This is a genomic window from Rhodococcoides kyotonense (assembly GCF_001645385.1).
In the GTDB taxonomy this organism is placed as follows: Bacteria; Actinomycetota; Actinomycetes; order Mycobacteriales; family Mycobacteriaceae; genus Rhodococcoides; species Rhodococcoides kyotonensis_B.
This window is the reverse complement of sequence record NZ_LVHI01000010.1, coordinates 94,185-110,033: the sequence shown is the minus strand read 5'-3', so window position 1 is coordinate 110,033 and position 15,849 is coordinate 94,185. Positions and strand designations below refer to the sequence as shown.

The following is a 15,849-nucleotide window of genomic DNA, read 5'->3' as shown; positions in this document are numbered from 1 at the left end:
TGGACCGTGGCGAACGGTCGACGACGTCGAGTTCGCGACGCTCGAATACGTGTGGTGGTACAACCATCAGCGTCTGCACGAAGCGCTCGGTTACATGCCCCCGGCTGAATACGAGACCACCCTGATCGACATCTCACAACCCAGCGAGTCGGCCACCCCGGCCCTCGTAACCGCATAGGAACAAAACCTGGGGTACTTCAATCACCTCGGCGGCCTCTTTGAATCACCCCAGGTTTGATGCCGCTTCCTTCTGAGTCAGGAAGGATGAGCACATGCCTAAGAAGATCGATCCGGAGGTCCGTGCGCGGGCGTTGCGGTTGTTGGAGACCCACGGCGGGGAGTACCCGTCGATGACTGCTGCGGCCGAGGCCATAGCTAAGCAGGTCGGTGTGGGCCAGGAGACGGTGCGCCGCTGGGCGGTGCAAGCCCAGATCGACGCCGGCGACCGGACCGGAACCACCTCGGCCGAGGCCGCCGAGATCAAACGACTCAAGGCCGAGAACAAGCAGTTACGCGAGGACGTCGCGATCTTGAAAGCGGCGACGACTTTCTTCGCGGGGGAACTCGACCCCCGCAATCGATGATCATAGCGTTCATAGATTCGTTGCGCGCCAATGGTTTTGCGGTCGAGTCGGTCTGCCGGACCCTACGTGGTCAGGGGTGTCAGATCGCCGCGAGAACCTACCGAGCATGGCGGACACGCAAACCCGCTGCGCGCACCGTATCCGACGCCCACGTCGTCGATGCCGTTCGCGATGCCGCCTGGCGCACCGACACCGACGGTCGGCGCCGGATGAACCCGGAGGGCTTGTATGGGCGGGTGAAGATGCGCGCTCATCTGGACCGAACAGTCACCCCAGGTGTCTCGTACGGTTCGGTGGATCGTGCAATGAAGTTGTTGTCGCKSRRTGGTGTTCGGCGAGCGAAGGGCATCAGAACCACCATTCGTTCCGCGGACGGTGTCCGGGCGGGAGATCTRCTGAACCGGCAGTTCCGGGCGGACGAACCCAACCGGGTATGGGTTACYGACTTCACATAATGGGGTGGTCGGCACCGTATGCGACACGAAAAGACGACTGGCAGGTGGTCACTGAGATTTTACCGACCGGGGCGCAGTCTGAGGTGGTGAGCTGCTGGAAGGTGACCACTACCCGAGACAGTACGGACCGCACCCCAAGGTCTGAACGTAGACGGTGGCCCTGCCGGTCGTTCGAGGTACGTGATCGGCTTGTGAGATGCSGCGCCACCGAGCGCTGTCCATTAGGTCGCCGCACCACCTCGAGCTCACGGGATGAAGAAGTAAACCGTCTAGCGGGGAGGGGCAGCACATGGCACTGACCGTCGGGATCGACTGGGCCGAGATCCACCACGACGTCGCCATCATGAACACCGAAGGAACAATGCTCGCGCGCGCCAGGATCGACACCGGTGCAACCGGATTCATTGAACTGCTCGACCTGATCGCATCGCACGGCGGCACCGTGGAGGACACCCCGGTCGCCATCGAAACCGACAAGAACCTGCTCGTCGTCGCACTCGCCGACGCCGGATTCACCGTCTACCCGATCAACCCGAGGGCCGTCGCCCGGTACCGCGAACGGCACGGACAAGCAGGCGGGAAATCCGATCCCGGCGACGCCGCGATCCTGGCGAACATTCTGCGCACCGACCGGGAGGCGCATCGAACGCTTCCGGCAACGACTGAACACGCGCGCGCGGTCAAAGCCCTGGCCCGCCAACACCAAGAAGCTTTGTGGGCACTGCATCAGACACTGAGCCGGCTGCGGTCGGTCTTCCTAGAATTCTATCCCGCAGCGCTGCACGCGTTTCCGAATCAGAAGCACAAAGCAGCGCTGACCGTGTTGGCCGCGGTACCCACACCGTCCGCCGGCCGCGCCCTCACCAAACGAAAGCTCATTGCCTTGCTGCACCGCGCGGGACGTCGCAACGACGAGAAGTTGGTCGAACAGATCTTGACCGACCTGCACGCCCCCGCATTGACCCAGCCACCCGAGGTCGAGGATGCACTCGGGCATGCGGTCACCGGACTCCTCGGCATCGTCGCCGCGATGCACACAGCCGTGGAATCACTGGAAAAGCAACTCGCCGATGTCTTCGACACGCATCCGCTCGCCCCGATCCTCAAATCCGTACCCGGACTCGGGACTGTGCTGAGCGGACGGATCCTCGCCGAAATCGGCGACGACCCAAAACGTTTCGAAAGCGCAGCCGGATTGCGAGCCTTCGCCGGCACCGCACCGATCACCCGTGCGTCCGGTCGATCGCATTACGTCAAAGCCCGCAAAGTCCGCAACAAGAGACTCGGCGACGCCTGCCACTGGTGGGCCTTCTCCATGCTGACCAAATCGACAGGCGCACGCGCGCACTACGACAAACGCCGCACGCTCGGTGAGCATCACAACGCGGCCCTGCGCAATCTCGCGAACAAACTCCTCGGCAGATTGTGGTGGTGCCTCAAACACAACGAACCATGGGACGACGACCGCGCCTGGCCGACCGGTCCGTTGCCGGATGCGGGCGTGAAAATCGCTGCCGCTTGACATCTGACCGGCGTGGGATGTCTACGTCAGAACATGGGCCGGATGGGTGTACGTGGTGTTCATCATCGACGTGTTCTCCCGCAAGATCGTGGCCTGGCATGCATCGATGTCCAAAACCGTGGATCTGGTGACGATCCCGCTGAGGATGGCACTGTGGCAACGCAACCGCGACGGCAATCCGGTGAAAGCTGCTGAGCTGATACATCATTCGGACGCAGGCAGTCAGTACACATCGGTGACGCTGACCGAGAAATTGGCGCTCGAGCAGATCGCTGCATCGATCGGGTCGGTCGGGGACGCGTACGACAACGCCCTCATCGAATCAGCGAACGGGTTGTACAAGACCGAGTGCATCCGCACCACGATCTTCCACTCCGGGCCGTATCGGACGATTTCGGACGTCGAATTCGCGACCGCCGGATGGGTCGATTGGTACAACGCTCGACGTCTCCACTCGAGCATCGGGCATATGCCCCCGATCGAGTACGAAACTCTCTACTACGCTGGCTTCGGAACCGAGGATCAGCCCCAACTGGAGGCGGCACAGAACCTGGGGTGATTCACTTTCACCGTCGAGCCCCAACCCAACAGAACCCAGAACAGCATCCGCACCTCATGGGTGTACACCGGACGTCCATCGCAACCATCCCTCAATGATCAGGCACGTTGCGATGACTGCTTGAGACCGCCGTGTAGCCCGCTATACATTCGCACGCACGACGGGGTCAGTCCTTGTAGTAGACGAGCTGGTGACTGGTGGCGAGCAGCTTTTCGTCGCTGCTCCACAGCTCNCGCCGGATGGGTCGATTGGTACAACGCTCGACGTCTCCACTCGAGCATCGGGCATATGCCCCCGATCGAGTACGAAACTCTCTACTACGCTGGCTTCGGAACCGAGGATCAGCCCCAACTGGAGGCGGCACAGAACCTGGGGTGATTCATGCCAGCCTTTGGCGGACCACCCATCTCGCAGCGCGACCGCGTGGAGTTGATAGTGGATGTTTTCGGCACCATTGTCGCCCCGCAGTTTTCCGCGCCATTGCACGATCGCGTCTTCGACGCCTTCTGGGGTGCGTCGTGGACTCGAGCGTGGCCGGCGGGATTTCGGTTCCCACCGGCCCTCACGCTCGATTCGTTGTTTGTGTCGGTAGAAGGTGGCGGTCGAGATTTCGTTGCGCTCGCACCACCCTTTGACACCTCCGGCACCGAACACCGACGCCGGATCCACTTTCTCCACCACTACCGCGATGAGGACAGCATCGATCAGTTGCATGAGGCGCGCACCCGTTCTGGCCATGGAATCTTCCCTAGCCGATTCAGGTGCCCCACACCTACGACGCCAGCAAGCGTGTCTCACATGTCCGTAGACATACGAGTCTCATATGTCTATGGACTGGACACATAGAGGGCTATGTATTACCGCGCACGTGCGCCGGAGGCGCCTGCCTGGCTTAGGCTTCGACACATGAGTGCACAGGCGGATGCCGTAGTCGGCGTCGCGACCACCCGCAAGCAGGTATTCGCCTGGGGGATATGGGATTGGGGGTCGGCGGCGTTCAACGCGGTGATCCTGACGTTCGTGTTCTCGGTCTACCTGACCGATGCCGTGGGCGACGACCTGCCCGGTTCGATCTCGGCGACGTCGTGGTTCAGCTGGGCCATCGGACTGTCGGGCGTCGTGATCGCCGTTCTCGCACCGATTTCCGGCCAACGTTTCGACGCGCGAGGAAAGCGCAAGCAGTCACTGGCGATCCTGACCGGCCTGACCGTCGCGAGCATGGCAGGCCTGTTCTTCGTTCGCGACGACTACCACTACCTGTGGCTCGGTCTGGTTCTCCTCGCTGCCGGATCGATCCTGTTCGAGCTTGCCAGCATTCCCTACAATTCGATGCTTCGGCAGGTCTCGACGCCCCAGAACATCGGGCGCGTCTCCGGATTCGGTTGGTCGATGGGGTATTTCGGCGGCATCGTGCTGTTGCTCGTCTGTTACTTCGGGTTCATCACCGGTGATGGCGACACCCGAGGTCTGCTCGGGTTGACCACCGACGGTGGCCTCAACATCCGTCTCGTGGCGTTGCTCGCGGCCGTGTGGTTCGCGGTGTCGGCAATTCCGGTGTTCTTCGCCGTACCCGAGATGCCGTCCACGAGTGCCGACCCCGGCGCCGCGAAGGCCGGGTTCGTCGAGTCCTACAAGGTACTGTTCCGCGACTTACGCGAACTGTGGGCCGCCGACCGCCGCAGCGTCTACTTCCTCGTCGCGAGTGCACTGTTCCGCGACGGACTGGCAGGCGTCTTCACCTTCGGAGCCGTACTCGCCGTCAGCGTGTACGGCATCGGAACCGCTGATGTGCTGCTGTTCGGTGTGGCTGCGAACGTCGTCGCCGGTCTGGGTGCGGTGACGGCAGGGCGGTTCGACGACCGAACCGGGCCCAAGGCCGTCATCGCGTTCTCTCTTGCGTCGATGATCGTCGCGGGGACCGTGCTGCTGTTCGTGTCCGGACCCGTTCTGTTCTGGATCTTCGGACTGATTCTGTGTTTGTTCGTCGGCCCGGCGCAGTCGTCGTCGCGTACCTTCCTCGCTCGTCTGGCGCCTCCAGGACGGGAAGGTCAATTCTTCGGGCTCTACGCGACGACGGGCCGCGCGGTGTCGTTCCTCGCGCCGACGATGTTCGGGCTCTTCGTGTGGTTGTTCGACGCCGACCGAGCCGGGATCGGTGGTCTGATCCTCGTACTCGTCGTCGGACTGGCCGCCCTGATGGCGGTCCGGGCGCCCGACAGGGTCTAGACGGCGCGGACGCGGGTGAGGATCTCGTCGGCGAGTCGCGCGGGCGCTTCCTCCGGAACCCAGTGGGACACCCCGTCGAGTTCGACGAACGAGTAGGGCGCGTCGACGAATTCGCCGCACCGCTCGGCTGCCGCGCGTCCGATCGCCGAGTCCTGATTGCTCCAGACGTACGTCGTCGGCACGCGGACCGGTTCGAGTGAGCCGAACGCGTTGGTCATCGCGCGATACCAGTTCAGTGCGGCGGTCAGCGCGCCCGGTTGACTCAGGTGCTCGACGTAACGGTCGTCGAGACTGCGGTCGGAGAACATCGCCCGCAGGCGGGCCCCGTCGTTCTCGAGCAGCACCCTCTCGGCTTTGCCTTCCTGGCGCAGCAAGCCGATGTATTCGGATCGCTTCTGCTGATCTTCGTCGTGACGTAGCGCCCACCCGAACGCAGCCGTGTGCGGAACGGAAACTGCTGTCAGCGAACGCACGCGGTCGGAATGATGCGCTGCCAGTTGCCATGCAACCGCAGCACCCCAGTCGTGTCCGACGATGTGTGCCGAGTCGAGATCCAAGGCGTCGAGCAGACCGAGAACGTCACCGACCAGCTTGTCCGACGCGTACGCGTCGACCCCGGCGGGACGCGCGCCGGGGGAGTAACCCCGTTGGTCGGGTGCGATGGTCCGCAGCCTGCCTGCCGTGAGATGCGGAACGACCGCATCCCAACACGCGGACGTCTGCGGAAAGCCGTGCAGCAGCACGGTCGGAATGCCGTCGGCTGGGCCTGCGACGAGCACGTCGAACTCGAGCTCGCCGAGGGTCACCGTCGTGGCGGTCGACGTCATGAACGATCCTCTCGACTGTGGTCGGGCTTCCAGGCTCCCATGCCGAGCACGACGAGGCGCACCTGTTGTTCCGTTCTGCGCAGGAGATCCTGCTCCTTGCGGCTGCCAGGCCTGTCGATCTCCAGCAGGCCTTCGGCGGCGGTGAGCATCGTCGACACGATCAGGTCGGCGGCCATCTCCAGGTCGTCCACGTTCCACGCTCGAAGGCCGGGCATGCGCGCCAGATCGATGGTCAGTTCGCTGACGAACATGCGCAGCTCGGTGGCGAACGCTCGACGCACCTCGGTGACTCCGCCGTAGCGCTCGCGCGCCAGGAAGCGAAACTGTTCTTCGTGGTTGCGCACCTGTCGGACCAGGATGCGCAGCGATTCCGACGCATTCTTGACGCTGGGATCCTTTCTGGCGTCCCGAAGCATCTGCCGAAGCATGCGCATCGAATCCTCCACCAGTGCGACCCCGAGATCTTCCATGGACGCGAAGTGTCGGTAGAACGCCGTCGGGACGATGCCCGCGGACCTGCTGACTTCTCGGAGGCTGACGCTGGCGAACGACCGGTCACGCAGCAGCTCCAACGTGCCCTCGATGAGCGCTTGGCGCGTGCGTTCCTTCCGTTCGGCTCGCGTTCCCGGTTCCGTCACGACTGTCAGTTTATGGCTGTCCACTGTTCGAGTGCCGCCGGCTCGGCGGAGATGTTCGTCGACGGGGTGACGTGTGTCACGTGCAGGCGGGGGTGTACTTGCCATCACAGCATCGTTGACAGGTGCCCGTGATCGTCTGGCACACTTACTTCCAGTGCACATACGTACACTGAAACTTTCTCGGTTTCGACCCTGATCGGGAGGCGAGATGATGCTCGGACAGAAGTCGCGACGGTCAAGTCTTTTCGGAAGGTTCTCGGCGTTGTCGCTGTTCGAGGCCATGGCGTCGCCACACGAACTCGACCGCTACCTCGAGCTCGTGGACCCGATGACGACGGTGCGTGATCTGCGCGCCGAGGTCGTCGCAGTACATCGATCCACCGAAGACACCGTCACGTTGACTCTGCGTCCGACGTGGCAGTGGAAAGGGTTCGAAGCCGGTCAGTTCGTCCAGGTCGGTGTCGTCATCGACGGAGTCCGCCACACGCGGTGCTATTCGCCTGCCTGCTCGCAATATCGGTCCGACGGCCTCATCGAGATCACCGTCAAGGCGCATCCCGACGGTCTGGTCTCGGGTTACCTTCATCGCGCGGCAGCGCCCGGACTCGTCGTAAGCCTCTCGCAGGCGGACGGCACCTTCCGCGTTCCGACGCCTCGTCCGGCCCGGACTCTGCTGATCAGCGGCGGAAGCGGCATCACGCCCGTGTTGTCGATGCTGAGGTCGCTGCTGGACGAGGGGTGCACCAGCGATCTCACTTTCGTGCACTACGCGTACACCGAACGGGACGTCGCCTATCGACGTGAACTCGACGAGATCGCCGATGCGTTTCCGGATGTGCGGATCGTGTATGCCTACACGGACCAGGATTCCGGTGGCGACCTGCACGGCTATTTCTCACGTGCACATCTCGACGAGGTCGCGCCGTGGTTCGAGGACGCAGAGACCTTCCTGTGCGGGCCGCCGGCCTTGATGAGGTCGGTCGCCGAGACGTACGACGACCTCGGTCTGTCGGATCGGTTGCACACGGAGGAATTCGCGGCGCCTGTCGTGGCCGTCGAAGACGACGTGGACGGTACGCTCACCTTCGCGGAAAGCGGTGTCGTAACCGAGAATTCGGGTCGAACGTTGCTCGAACAGGCAGAAGACGCCGGATTAAGCCCCGAGTACGGCTGCCGCATGGGCATCTGCTTCACGTGCACGTCCGTGAAGAAGTCCGGATGCACGAAGAACGTCAAGACGGGTGAAGTCGACGTCGAGCCGGACAAGGAGATCCAACTCTGCGTGTCGGTACCCGTCGGCGACGTCGCGCTCGACATCTGAACCAGGACAATCCGGAACGGAGAACGATCTTATGTTCGGAATACCTTTTCCCACACTGTCTTTCCCGCTGTTCGGCGGGTCTCGCGCGGACACACCGCAGGATCTCGCGCCGACGGTGCTGTCGTACGAGCAGGTCCAAGAACTCGGGCGCGAACTCGACGAGCTGCGCGCCCGTACCGTTGCCAAGCTCGGCGACGAGGACCGCGAATACATCTACAACATCGTCAAGACACAACGTGGCTTCGAGATCGCCGGCCGCGCCATGATGTACATGCCGTTTCTTCCGCCGGTATGGCTGGCGGGAGTCGGTGCGCTCGGCATCTCGAAGATTCTCGACAACATGGAGATCGGGCACAACGTCATGCACGGTCAATACGACTGGATGCGCGAACCAGGCTTCAATTCCCGTGTGTTCGAATGGGATACGGTGTGCCCGGCCGATCAGTGGAAGCATTCGCACAATTACATGCATCACACCTTCACCAACATCGTCGGCAAGGATCGCGACATCGGGTACGGAATTCTGCGCATGGACGAGGGGCAGAAGTGGAACCCGTACTACCTCGGCAATCCGGTCTATGCCTTCCTGCTCATGGTGTTCTTCGAGTGGGGCGTCATGTTGCACGATCTCGAGGCAGAGAACGTGATTCAGGGCAAGCGCAAGTGGCACGACATCAAGCCGTTGCTGAAAGGCATGTGGCGCAAGGCCGGTCGACAAGTGCTGAAGGACTATGTCGTCTTCCCCGCCCTGTCCGGGCCGTTCTTCGTCACCACGCTCGTCGGCAACGTCGGTGCGAATCTCATTCGCAATCTCTGGACCTACTCGATCATCTTCTGCGGGCACTTCCCGACTGGCGTCCAGACGTTCACCGAGGAAGAAACGGAGAACGAGTCGCGAGGGGAGTGGTACGTCCGTCAGATGTTGGGTTCGGCGAACATCGAGGGAAGTCCGCTGTTCCACATCATGTCGGGAAATCTGTCCCATCAGATCGAGCATCACCTGTTCCCGGATCTTCCTGCTCATCGGTACCCCGAGATCGCTCCCGAAGTGAAAGCTCTGTGCACCAAGTACGGTCTGCCGTACAACACCGGCGGTTTCTTCAAGCAGATCGGAACGGTGTGGGGCAAGATCTTCAAACTCGCTCTTCCCGATTCGCTGACCGGTTCGACACAGCATGTCGGTGTTATCGTCGAGCGCACGAAGGTTGCGGCCTGATCATGGCCGACATCGCCACAGTCGACAGACCTATGCGAGGGGACGAATCGGTGGTTGGCAAGTTCGAACGCAACAAGGACACCGTTCAGGAATTGACGGAATCGGCGGCCGGACACGTCGGCAAGATCGCCGTCATCATTGCTGGAGCCGTGCGTGATGTGACGCGGGAGATCGGGGACTGGATCTCCGACGGGATCGAGATGCGGGAAGCCGCGCGCAAGGCACGGGACGACGCGTCCCTCGGTACCGTCATCGACGGCGAGTTCGAGCACCGCCGAGACATCGAGAATCGCTGAGCGAAACGACCGAGACCACCCGGCATCACGCCGGGTGGTCTTCGGGTGTCCACGGCCTTCCGAAACAAACTTCGAGAATGTTTGAATGCGCAATCGCGTACTTGCGGACCGTAAATTGCGTTACGGTATTCCCGACGCTCAGGCGCACGTCGAGAAAGGGTGATCCGACATGTTGGTGAACGTGGGGCCGCGACACTACGATACGCCCGTCAGGCCCGAGGAGGAATTCAGGTCGAGGTGCCGCGCAGTCGCCTCCTCCGCGCTCTCCGCGCGAAAGTTACCGGACCCCGGGCAGCTCGACGAGTTGTCACGCGCATCACGAGCGCTGGCGCGCAAGGGCGTTCCACTGCGAGCCGTACTGCACACGATGCATGTCGCAGCCGCGCAGGTACTTCGAGAGAAGGCGTCCACCGGCGACGCGTCTGTCGTCGACGGTGCGGTACTCATGGTCAGCGTCCTCGAAGCCGTGGGAACTGCGGTGTCGGGTGTCTACCTCGACAGCTGCGGATCGAGCACGGGGGAGCGTGATCGCACGCGTCGATTGACCGAGTCTCTGCTGGCAGGTGACGGGGAAAGCGTGCGTCTGGCGGCACGGGCGGGCGTTGCGATCGCGGCCGACTACGACGTCGTCTCGCTGTCCTTCGACGACGATCGCACCGGTCCCGGCGGGGAGGTCGTGGTGCAGAACGTTCTCGACCGCATCGAAGACGACGTGGCCCGGTCCGAGCCGGACGGGACGCTGATCTCGTTGGGTGGGCGCGGCGGTGTGGTGCTTCGGCCCGGTGGTGCACAGGGATCGGTGGAGGGCCTGGTCGGTCGCGTGGAGTCGCTGCTCGGACGTCGTGTGCTCGCCGCGACCGCATCCGCCAGAACGAACGACGTTCCGTCCACCGCGACTCACTGCCGTGAGTTGGTTTCGCTCGCACGCGGTTTGAACTATCGGTCGGGCGTATACCGCACTGCCGACATGGCGTTGGAATTTCAGCTGACGCGACCCGGACCCGGACGGGCGCGGATGCGGGCGCTGATCGATCCGCTCAGCGCGTCACCCGAACTCGTGCACACATTGCAGACGTTCATCTCCACCGAGGCCAACCGACGTGCGAGCGCGAAAGCTCTGTTCGTGCACCCCAATACGGTCGACTACCGACTGAAGCGGATCGAGACGCTCACGGGCGTCGACCCGCTCAGCCCTGTCGGCCTGATGGCTCTCCACGCGGCCTTGGTCGTCGACGCCCTGGAACGTGCGGAGAACCTCGACGTCCCGCCGCCGACCGGTGAGGTCGCCGAGGCGTCCTAGGCCCGGGCCGTCGGCAGCGTGGACGCCTGTCAGCCCGCGGAGATCACGCCGCTGACAGGCAGTCTGCCCGCCGTCGCGTTGCGGAAGTTCACCAGCGCACGTTCGACGTGATTCGGACTGGACACGACGACGATTCCCGACGTCCGCCGACCCGCCAGCAGCGTGACGGTGTTCGCGGCATTTTCGATGGTGGAACGTGATCGGTCCTCCTCCGTGATTCGGTGGGGCGCGATACCGTTGTCCACCAACCAGTTACGCATCGCACGCGCCTCGGTCACCCCCGAACGCGGAACGCCGCCACTCGTGACGATGGGTGCCGCCGGATAGCGCCGGGCCAACGTCGACGCGGCGTTCAATCGGTCGACCAGCATCGGACGCATCGAACCATCGTCGTACAGGCCCGCGCCGAGAACCACGATGGTTGTGCCTGCCTCATCGATGTCCAGCATCAACGGTGCCTGCCTGGTGAGGAACTCGAACTGCGTACACCGGATGATCGCCTGCAGGTCGGCGGACTGGCATCCACCGACCGTCGACACGATGCCGTTGACGACCGTGATCGGTGTGATGTCGGCCTGTGCCGTCGCCGGCAACGACGCGAGTGCGAACGCGGCAGCGGCCGCCGCGAACACTCTCGACTTCTTGCCCCCGCGAACAGATTTCGTTGCCTTCGGACACGTTTCCCCCGCCATTGAGCAGCCCCCCGCCGCGTCGATGAATCGATCCCGAACCACTGTGGCAGGAGTGCAGGGTGTGAGACGCCGGAAGTGCGTTGTGACTGCTGACAACATCGTTTCCCGGTGCTATGACGGCGTCCAAGCGCAGTGTCCGCGGGACCTGCGAAACGCTCCGAACCGAGCGGGTACACTCATCAACCGTGCTCGGGCGGTCACGCCCGAGTCAGCCTCCGTAGCTCAGGGGATAGAGCAAGGGCCTTCTAATCCCTTGGTCGCAGGTTCGAATCCTGCCGGGGGCACTTCAACTACACGCATTCTCCGTTTCGACTGCGCTCCGGGTGGGCATCAGTGTCGAGTTCGACAGTGCGACGACGTAGTCCGGAAGGGTGGCCGATGCGGGACGTCCTGGACGACTTGATCGCGATCTGGCGCGGTGGTGGGACCGCGGGGGTCGGCACCGTCGTGCGGACGTTCGAATCCGCTCCGCGTCCGGCGGGCGCCTCGATGGTCGTCGCACCCGACGGTTCCGTTCTGGGATCGGTGTCCGGCGGCTGCGTCGAAGGTGCGGTGTACGAGGTGGCGACGACGGCCACGACCACCGGTTCGCCCTCGTTGGAACGTTACGGGGTCAGCGACGACGATGCTTTCGCCGTCGGTCTCACGTGCGGGGGAGTGCTCGACGTGTTCGTCGAACCGGTCTCGCGCACAACGTTTCCCGAACTCGGTACGGTCGCGAACGCCGTCGCCGCGGATCAGCCGGTCGCTGTCGCCACGATCATCGCGCATCCCGACCCGGACCGAGTAGGCATGCACCTCGTCGTGCGCGAGGCCCACGCGAACGGATCGCTCGGGTCCGAGAGGACGAACAACGCCGTCGTGGACGACGCTCGGGGACTGCTCGCGACGGGTGCCTCGGCCGTGCTGAGTTACGGGCCCGACGGTGAACGCCTCGGCGACGGGATGGACGTCTTCGTGGCGAGTTACGCGCCGCGCCCGCGCATGCTCGTGTTCGGCGCGATCGACTTCGCGGCCGCCGTCGCCGAACAGGGCGCGTTCCTCGGTTACCGCGTCACGGTCTGCGATGCGCGCGCGGTGTTCGCGACGCGCGCACGCTTCCCCTCCGCGGAGGAGGTGGTGGTCGATTGGCCGCATCGCTATCTCGACGCGCAGATCTCGACAGGCGCGGTGGATCGGCGAACCGTCGTGTGCGTGCTGACTCACGACCCGAAGTTCGACATCCCGTTGCTCGCTCGTGCTCTGCGGCACCGAGAGTTCGCCTACGTCGGGGCGATGGGTTCGCGTCGTACCCACGACGACCGCGTGGCGCGACTGAGGGACGAGGGGGTGACGGACGCGCAGCTGGCCGGACTGTCGAGCCCGATCGGACTCGATCTCGGCGCGCGTACCCCGCAGGAAACGGCGGTGTCGATCGCCGCGGAGATCGTCGCACGTCGGTGGGGCGGGTCCGGCGAGCCACTCGCGACGCGGCACGGCCGGATCCACCACGATTCGGCCGTGGCGCACGACACATGAACTACGACAGTGCGTAGCAGATCCGGGCGCTGGCTATCGACGCACTTCAGGGACGTCTTACTCTGGACTGCATGGCAGCACCCGAAGTAGCACCCGCCGAACCGTCGTCGACACCGAAAGCACAGTCGTCGACGTCCGTGTTCGCGACGGCAGGTGCGATCGCTGCCGTGGTGGCCGCGCTCGTCGTCACGTTGTCGGCGTCCGACGCGTTGGTGTTGCTCGGCATCCCGGATCCGGGTCCTGCCACGATCTACGGGCTTCCGGCCGTGCGCGCTGCGGGAGAGATCGCCGCGTCGATCGCGATCGGGTCGTTCCTACTCGCGGCGTTTCTCGTGCCTCCGCAGAAGAACGGTGTGCTCGACGTCGGCGGTTACCGGGCCGTGCGGACGGGATCGATCGCTGCGATCGTGTGGGCGGCGTGCGCACTCGTGCTGGTGCCGCTGACGCTGTCGGATACTTCCGGTCAACCGTTCCTCGTCGCACTGCAACCCGACAATCTGTGGGTTGCGCTCGATCAGGTCGAGATCGCCAGTGCGTGGCGATGGACGGCGATCCTGGCCGTCCTGCTCGCGATCGCGTCGAGGGCGGTACTGCGCTGGTCGTGGACCCCGCTGCTGCTGGTGTTCGCGCTCGGCACGGTGATGCCCATCGCGGTGACGGGTCACTCGTCGTCGGGTGGGTCGCATGACGTCGCCACGAACAGCCTGATTCTGCATCTCGTCGCCGCGACGTTGTGGGCGGGTGGATTGTTCGCGGTACTGGCGCATGCCCGACGCGCGGGTGCGCATACCGACGTCGCTGCCCGCAGGTTCTCCGCTGTCGCCACGGTCTGCTTCGTCGTCATGGGCGTCAGCGGTGTCATCAACGCGCTGGTCCGAGTTTCGGTCTCGGACCTGTTCACCACCACGTACGGGCTGCTCGTGGTCGGCAAGATCGTCGCGCTCATCGTCCTCGGATTCTTCGGGTGGATTCAGCGTCGACGCTCACTGCCCGCCCTCGTCGCGGACCCGCAGTCTCGCGGCGCACTGGTCCGCTTCGCCGGAGGCGAGGTCCTGGTCTTCGCGGCGACGATCGGACTCGCCGTCGGACTGGGTCGGACACCTCCGCCGGCGAACATCGACCCGAATCTGTCGTTGACGGAGGCCGCACTGGGATACGACCTGGACGGGCCCCCGACGTTCGCTCGTCTCGCCCTCGACTGGCGCTTCGATCTGATCTTCGGCACGGCGTCGATCGTGTTGGCCGTCGTCTACCTGCTGGGCGTCCGACGCCTGCGCCGACGCGGCGACACGTGGCCGATGGGCCGCACGGCCGCATTCCTGCTCGGCTGTCTGACGATGCTGATCGGCACGTCGTCGGGCGTCGGTAAGTACTCGCCCGCAGTGTTCAGCGTGCACATGGGTGGACACATGGCGTTGTCGATGTTGGCTCCGGTGTTGCTCGCCCTCGGTGGCGCGTTGACGCTCGCGCTGCGTGCGCTGCCGGCGGCAGGCAAGGACGGTATTCCTGGTCCGCGCGAATGGCTGCTGCAGGCACTGCACAGCCCGGTCTCGCGGTTCCTGACGCATCCCATCGTCGCGGCCGCGCTGTTCGTCGGCGGCTTCTACGCGCTGTACCTCGGCGGAATCTTCGACGCGATCCTGGACAACCACTCGGCGCATCTGCTGATGAACGCCCACTTCATCCTCAGTGGCTATCTCTTCTACTGGGTCGTGATCGGTGTCGATCCGTCGCCGCGCCGCATCGAGCCCATCACCAAGCTGGCCATGGTGTTCGGGTCGCTTCCGTTCCACGCGTTCTTCGGTGTGGCACTCATGAGCATGAACACCGTGCTGGGCGGCTGGTACTACCGAACTCTGGGGCTGGACTGGAACGGCGACCTGATCGGCGACCAGCGACTCGGGGGAGGAATCGCCTGGGCCACCGGCGAGATCCCACTCGTCCTCGTCATGCTGGCGTTGCTCATCCAGTGGTCGCGGAGCGACGATCGCAACGCCAAACGCGTCGACCGCGCCGCCGAGCGGGACCACGACGCGGACCTCGCCGCGCACAACGCCATGTTCGCCGAGTTGGCGCGTCGGGACCGCGAAGCAGGACTCTGAGTCACGCAGACGCGGTGACTTTCGCAAGCAACCGCGCGAGTTCGACGCGTTCGGCGGGTTCGAGCCCGTCGAACACCAGGGCCGCGACGTCCCGACGCGCGGCGTCGATCGCCTGAAGGCGCCTGCGTCCGTCGTCGGTGAGCGCGACCAGCACTGCGCGCCGATCCGCGGGGTCGGGCGCACGGACGACGAGTTCGGCCTGTTCCAGCGAGTCGACGATGTCGGTGGCCGACCGCGCGACGATGCGCAACCGGTCGGCGAGTGCGCGCAGCCGGACCGGCTTCTCTTCGCGGGCGAGAACGTGCAGCGCGCGACTCTGCGACGGATTCAGACCGAACGGCTCCAGCGCGTTCATGTGTGTATGGCGAATGCGCCGGGCAACGGCCATGAACGAGTCCGCGAGATTCGGTGTCTCCTCCGGGTGCATGCCCGACAGCATAGCGAGCGTTGCTTGCAGCCTCTTATTGAGGTAACCTCTGCAATATGTTGCTCGATCCTCATGGAGGTCTACTTGGTAAGCCCACATACACATTCGACGTCCGCCGCCTCTGATCGCGGCTCATCCAACACGGCCCCGGTCGGACGAGTCCTCG

The 15,849-nt window shown here is 64.1% G+C and carries 13 protein-coding genes, 1 tRNA gene and 2 pseudogenes; 12 read left to right on the top strand and 4 right to left on the bottom strand.

What is annotated here, in order from left to right:
• The 5 genes and pseudogenes from A3K89_RS25345 to A3K89_RS07585 all read left to right on the top strand — a co-directional run.
• On the top strand, positions 1-178 hold a 178-nt coding region (locus tag A3K89_RS25345), incomplete at its 5' end, for an IS3 family transposase (RefSeq protein ID WP_157105249.1).
• Between the two features lie 94 nt (positions 179-272).
• Positions 273-1,036 (top strand): annotated as a pseudogene (locus A3K89_RS26280) (IS3-like element ISPfr13 family transposase); the annotation flags it as partial.
• A 292-nt stretch (positions 1,037-1,328) separates the two neighbouring features.
• Positions 1,329-2,561 carry an IS110 family transposase gene (locus tag A3K89_RS07600; RefSeq protein WP_068423830.1) on the top strand — a complete coding sequence of 411 codons (1,233 nt, stop codon included), beginning with the start codon at positions 1,329-1,331 and terminating at the stop codon, positions 2,559-2,561.
• A 22-nt stretch (positions 2,562-2,583) separates the two neighbouring features.
• A pseudogene (locus tag A3K89_RS07595) lies at positions 2,584-3,120 on the top strand (IS3 family transposase); the annotation flags it as partial.
• 906 nt (positions 3,121-4,026) lie between these two features.
• The gene (locus tag A3K89_RS07585; protein ID WP_068423828.1) at positions 4,027-5,346 is read left to right on the top strand and encodes an MFS transporter; all 1,320 of its coding nucleotides are present in this window, start codon (positions 4,027-4,029) and stop codon (positions 5,344-5,346) included.
• Here A3K89_RS07585 and A3K89_RS07580 read toward each other — a convergent pair.
• Both A3K89_RS07580 and A3K89_RS07575 read right to left on the bottom strand, forming a co-directional pair.
• Positions 5,343-6,173, bottom strand: a complete 831-nt coding sequence (locus tag A3K89_RS07580; RefSeq protein ID WP_068423826.1) for an alpha/beta fold hydrolase — start codon at positions 6,171-6,173, stop codon at positions 5,343-5,345. The genes A3K89_RS07585 and A3K89_RS07580 overlap by 4 nt on opposite strands.
• A complete protein-coding gene (locus tag A3K89_RS07575; protein WP_068423824.1) occupies positions 6,170-6,811 on the bottom strand; it encodes a TetR family transcriptional regulator in 642 nt (213 codons plus the stop codon). Before A3K89_RS07575 ends, A3K89_RS07580 begins: the two co-directional genes overlap by 4 nt.
• A 211-nt stretch (positions 6,812-7,022) precedes the next feature.
• On the opposite strand from A3K89_RS07575, the gene A3K89_RS07570 reads away from it, so the two are divergent.
• The 4 genes from A3K89_RS07570 (at position 7,023) to A3K89_RS07555 (ending at position 10,944) form a co-directional block, all read left to right on the top strand.
• Positions 7,023-8,132, top strand: coding sequence for a ferredoxin reductase (locus tag A3K89_RS07570; RefSeq protein ID WP_157105268.1), 1,110 nt, complete (start codon positions 7,023-7,025; stop codon positions 8,130-8,132).
• A 31-nt stretch (positions 8,133-8,163) separates the two neighbouring features.
• Positions 8,164-9,348 (top strand): fatty acid desaturase family protein, encoded by a 1,185-nt coding sequence (locus tag A3K89_RS07565; RefSeq protein ID WP_068423820.1) that lies wholly within the window; start codon positions 8,164-8,166, stop codon positions 9,346-9,348.
• Between the two features lie 50 nt (positions 9,349-9,398).
• Positions 9,399-9,644 (top strand): hypothetical protein, encoded by a 246-nt coding sequence (locus tag A3K89_RS07560; protein WP_068423860.1) that lies wholly within the window; start codon positions 9,399-9,401, stop codon positions 9,642-9,644.
• A gap of 367 nt (positions 9,645-10,011) precedes the next feature.
• A complete protein-coding gene (locus tag A3K89_RS07555; RefSeq protein ID WP_167674249.1) occupies positions 10,012-10,944 on the top strand; it encodes a PucR family transcriptional regulator in 933 nt (310 codons plus the stop codon).
• A gap of 29 nt (positions 10,945-10,973) precedes the next feature.
• Here A3K89_RS07555 and A3K89_RS07550 read toward each other — a convergent pair whose 3' ends face one another.
• Complete coding sequence (locus A3K89_RS07550) at positions 10,974-11,576, bottom strand: YdcF family protein (protein ID WP_254303464.1); 603 nt, start codon at positions 11,574-11,576, stop codon at positions 10,974-10,976.
• A 271-nt stretch (positions 11,577-11,847) separates the two neighbouring features.
• On the opposite strand from A3K89_RS07550, the gene A3K89_RS07545 reads away from it, so the two are divergent.
• The 3 genes from A3K89_RS07545 to A3K89_RS07535 all read left to right on the top strand — a co-directional run bounded on the left by A3K89_RS07545 (position 11,848) and on the right by A3K89_RS07535 (position 15,256).
• A tRNA-Arg gene (locus A3K89_RS07545) sits at positions 11,848-11,920 on the top strand.
• Between the two features lie 94 nt (positions 11,921-12,014).
• Entirely contained in the window at positions 12,015-13,154 is a 1,140-nt protein-coding gene (locus A3K89_RS07540; protein WP_068423815.1) for an XdhC family protein, read from the top strand.
• A 71-nt stretch (positions 13,155-13,225) separates the two neighbouring features.
• A complete protein-coding gene (locus A3K89_RS07535) occupies positions 13,226-15,256 on the top strand; it encodes a cytochrome c oxidase assembly protein (protein ID WP_068423813.1) in 2,031 nt (676 codons plus the stop codon).
• A gap of 1 nt (position 15,257) precedes the next feature.
• Here A3K89_RS07535 and A3K89_RS07530 read toward each other — a convergent pair whose 3' ends face one another.
• A complete protein-coding gene (locus tag A3K89_RS07530; protein WP_068423858.1) occupies positions 15,258-15,683 on the bottom strand; it encodes a MarR family winged helix-turn-helix transcriptional regulator in 426 nt (141 codons plus the stop codon).
• Positions 15,684-15,849: the final 166 nt, after the last annotated feature.

What these genes read in the sequence shown, in the direction of transcription:
- A3K89_RS07555 (WP_167674249.1), top strand. Translation starts at nt 10,012, where the DNA reads ATGCATGTCGCAGCCGCGCAGGTACTTCGAGAGAAGGCGTCCACCGGC.
- A3K89_RS07585 (WP_068423828.1), top strand. Translation starts at nt 4,027, where the DNA reads ATGAGTGCACAGGCGGATGCCGTAGTCGGCGTCGCGACCACCCGCAAG.
- A3K89_RS07540 (WP_068423815.1), top strand. Translation starts at nt 12,015, where the DNA reads ATGCGGGACGTCCTGGACGACTTGATCGCGATCTGGCGCGGTGGTGGG.
- A3K89_RS07570 (WP_157105268.1), top strand. Translation starts at nt 7,023, where the DNA reads ATGCTCGGACAGAAGTCGCGACGGTCAAGTCTTTTCGGAAGGTTCTCG.
- A3K89_RS07600 (WP_068423830.1), top strand. Translation starts at nt 1,329, where the DNA reads ATGGCACTGACCGTCGGGATCGACTGGGCCGAGATCCACCACGACGTC.
- A3K89_RS07580 (WP_068423826.1), bottom strand. Translation starts at nt 6,173, where the DNA reads ATGACGTCGACCGCCACGACGGTGACCCTCGGCGAGCTCGAGTTCGAC.
- A3K89_RS07530 (WP_068423858.1), bottom strand. Translation starts at nt 15,683, where the DNA reads ATGCACCCGGAGGAGACACCGAATCTCGCGGACTCGTTCATGGCCGTT.
- A3K89_RS07565 (WP_068423820.1), top strand. Translation starts at nt 8,164, where the DNA reads ATGTTCGGAATACCTTTTCCCACACTGTCTTTCCCGCTGTTCGGCGGG.
- A3K89_RS07535 (WP_068423813.1), top strand. Translation starts at nt 13,226, where the DNA reads ATGGCAGCACCCGAAGTAGCACCCGCCGAACCGTCGTCGACACCGAAA.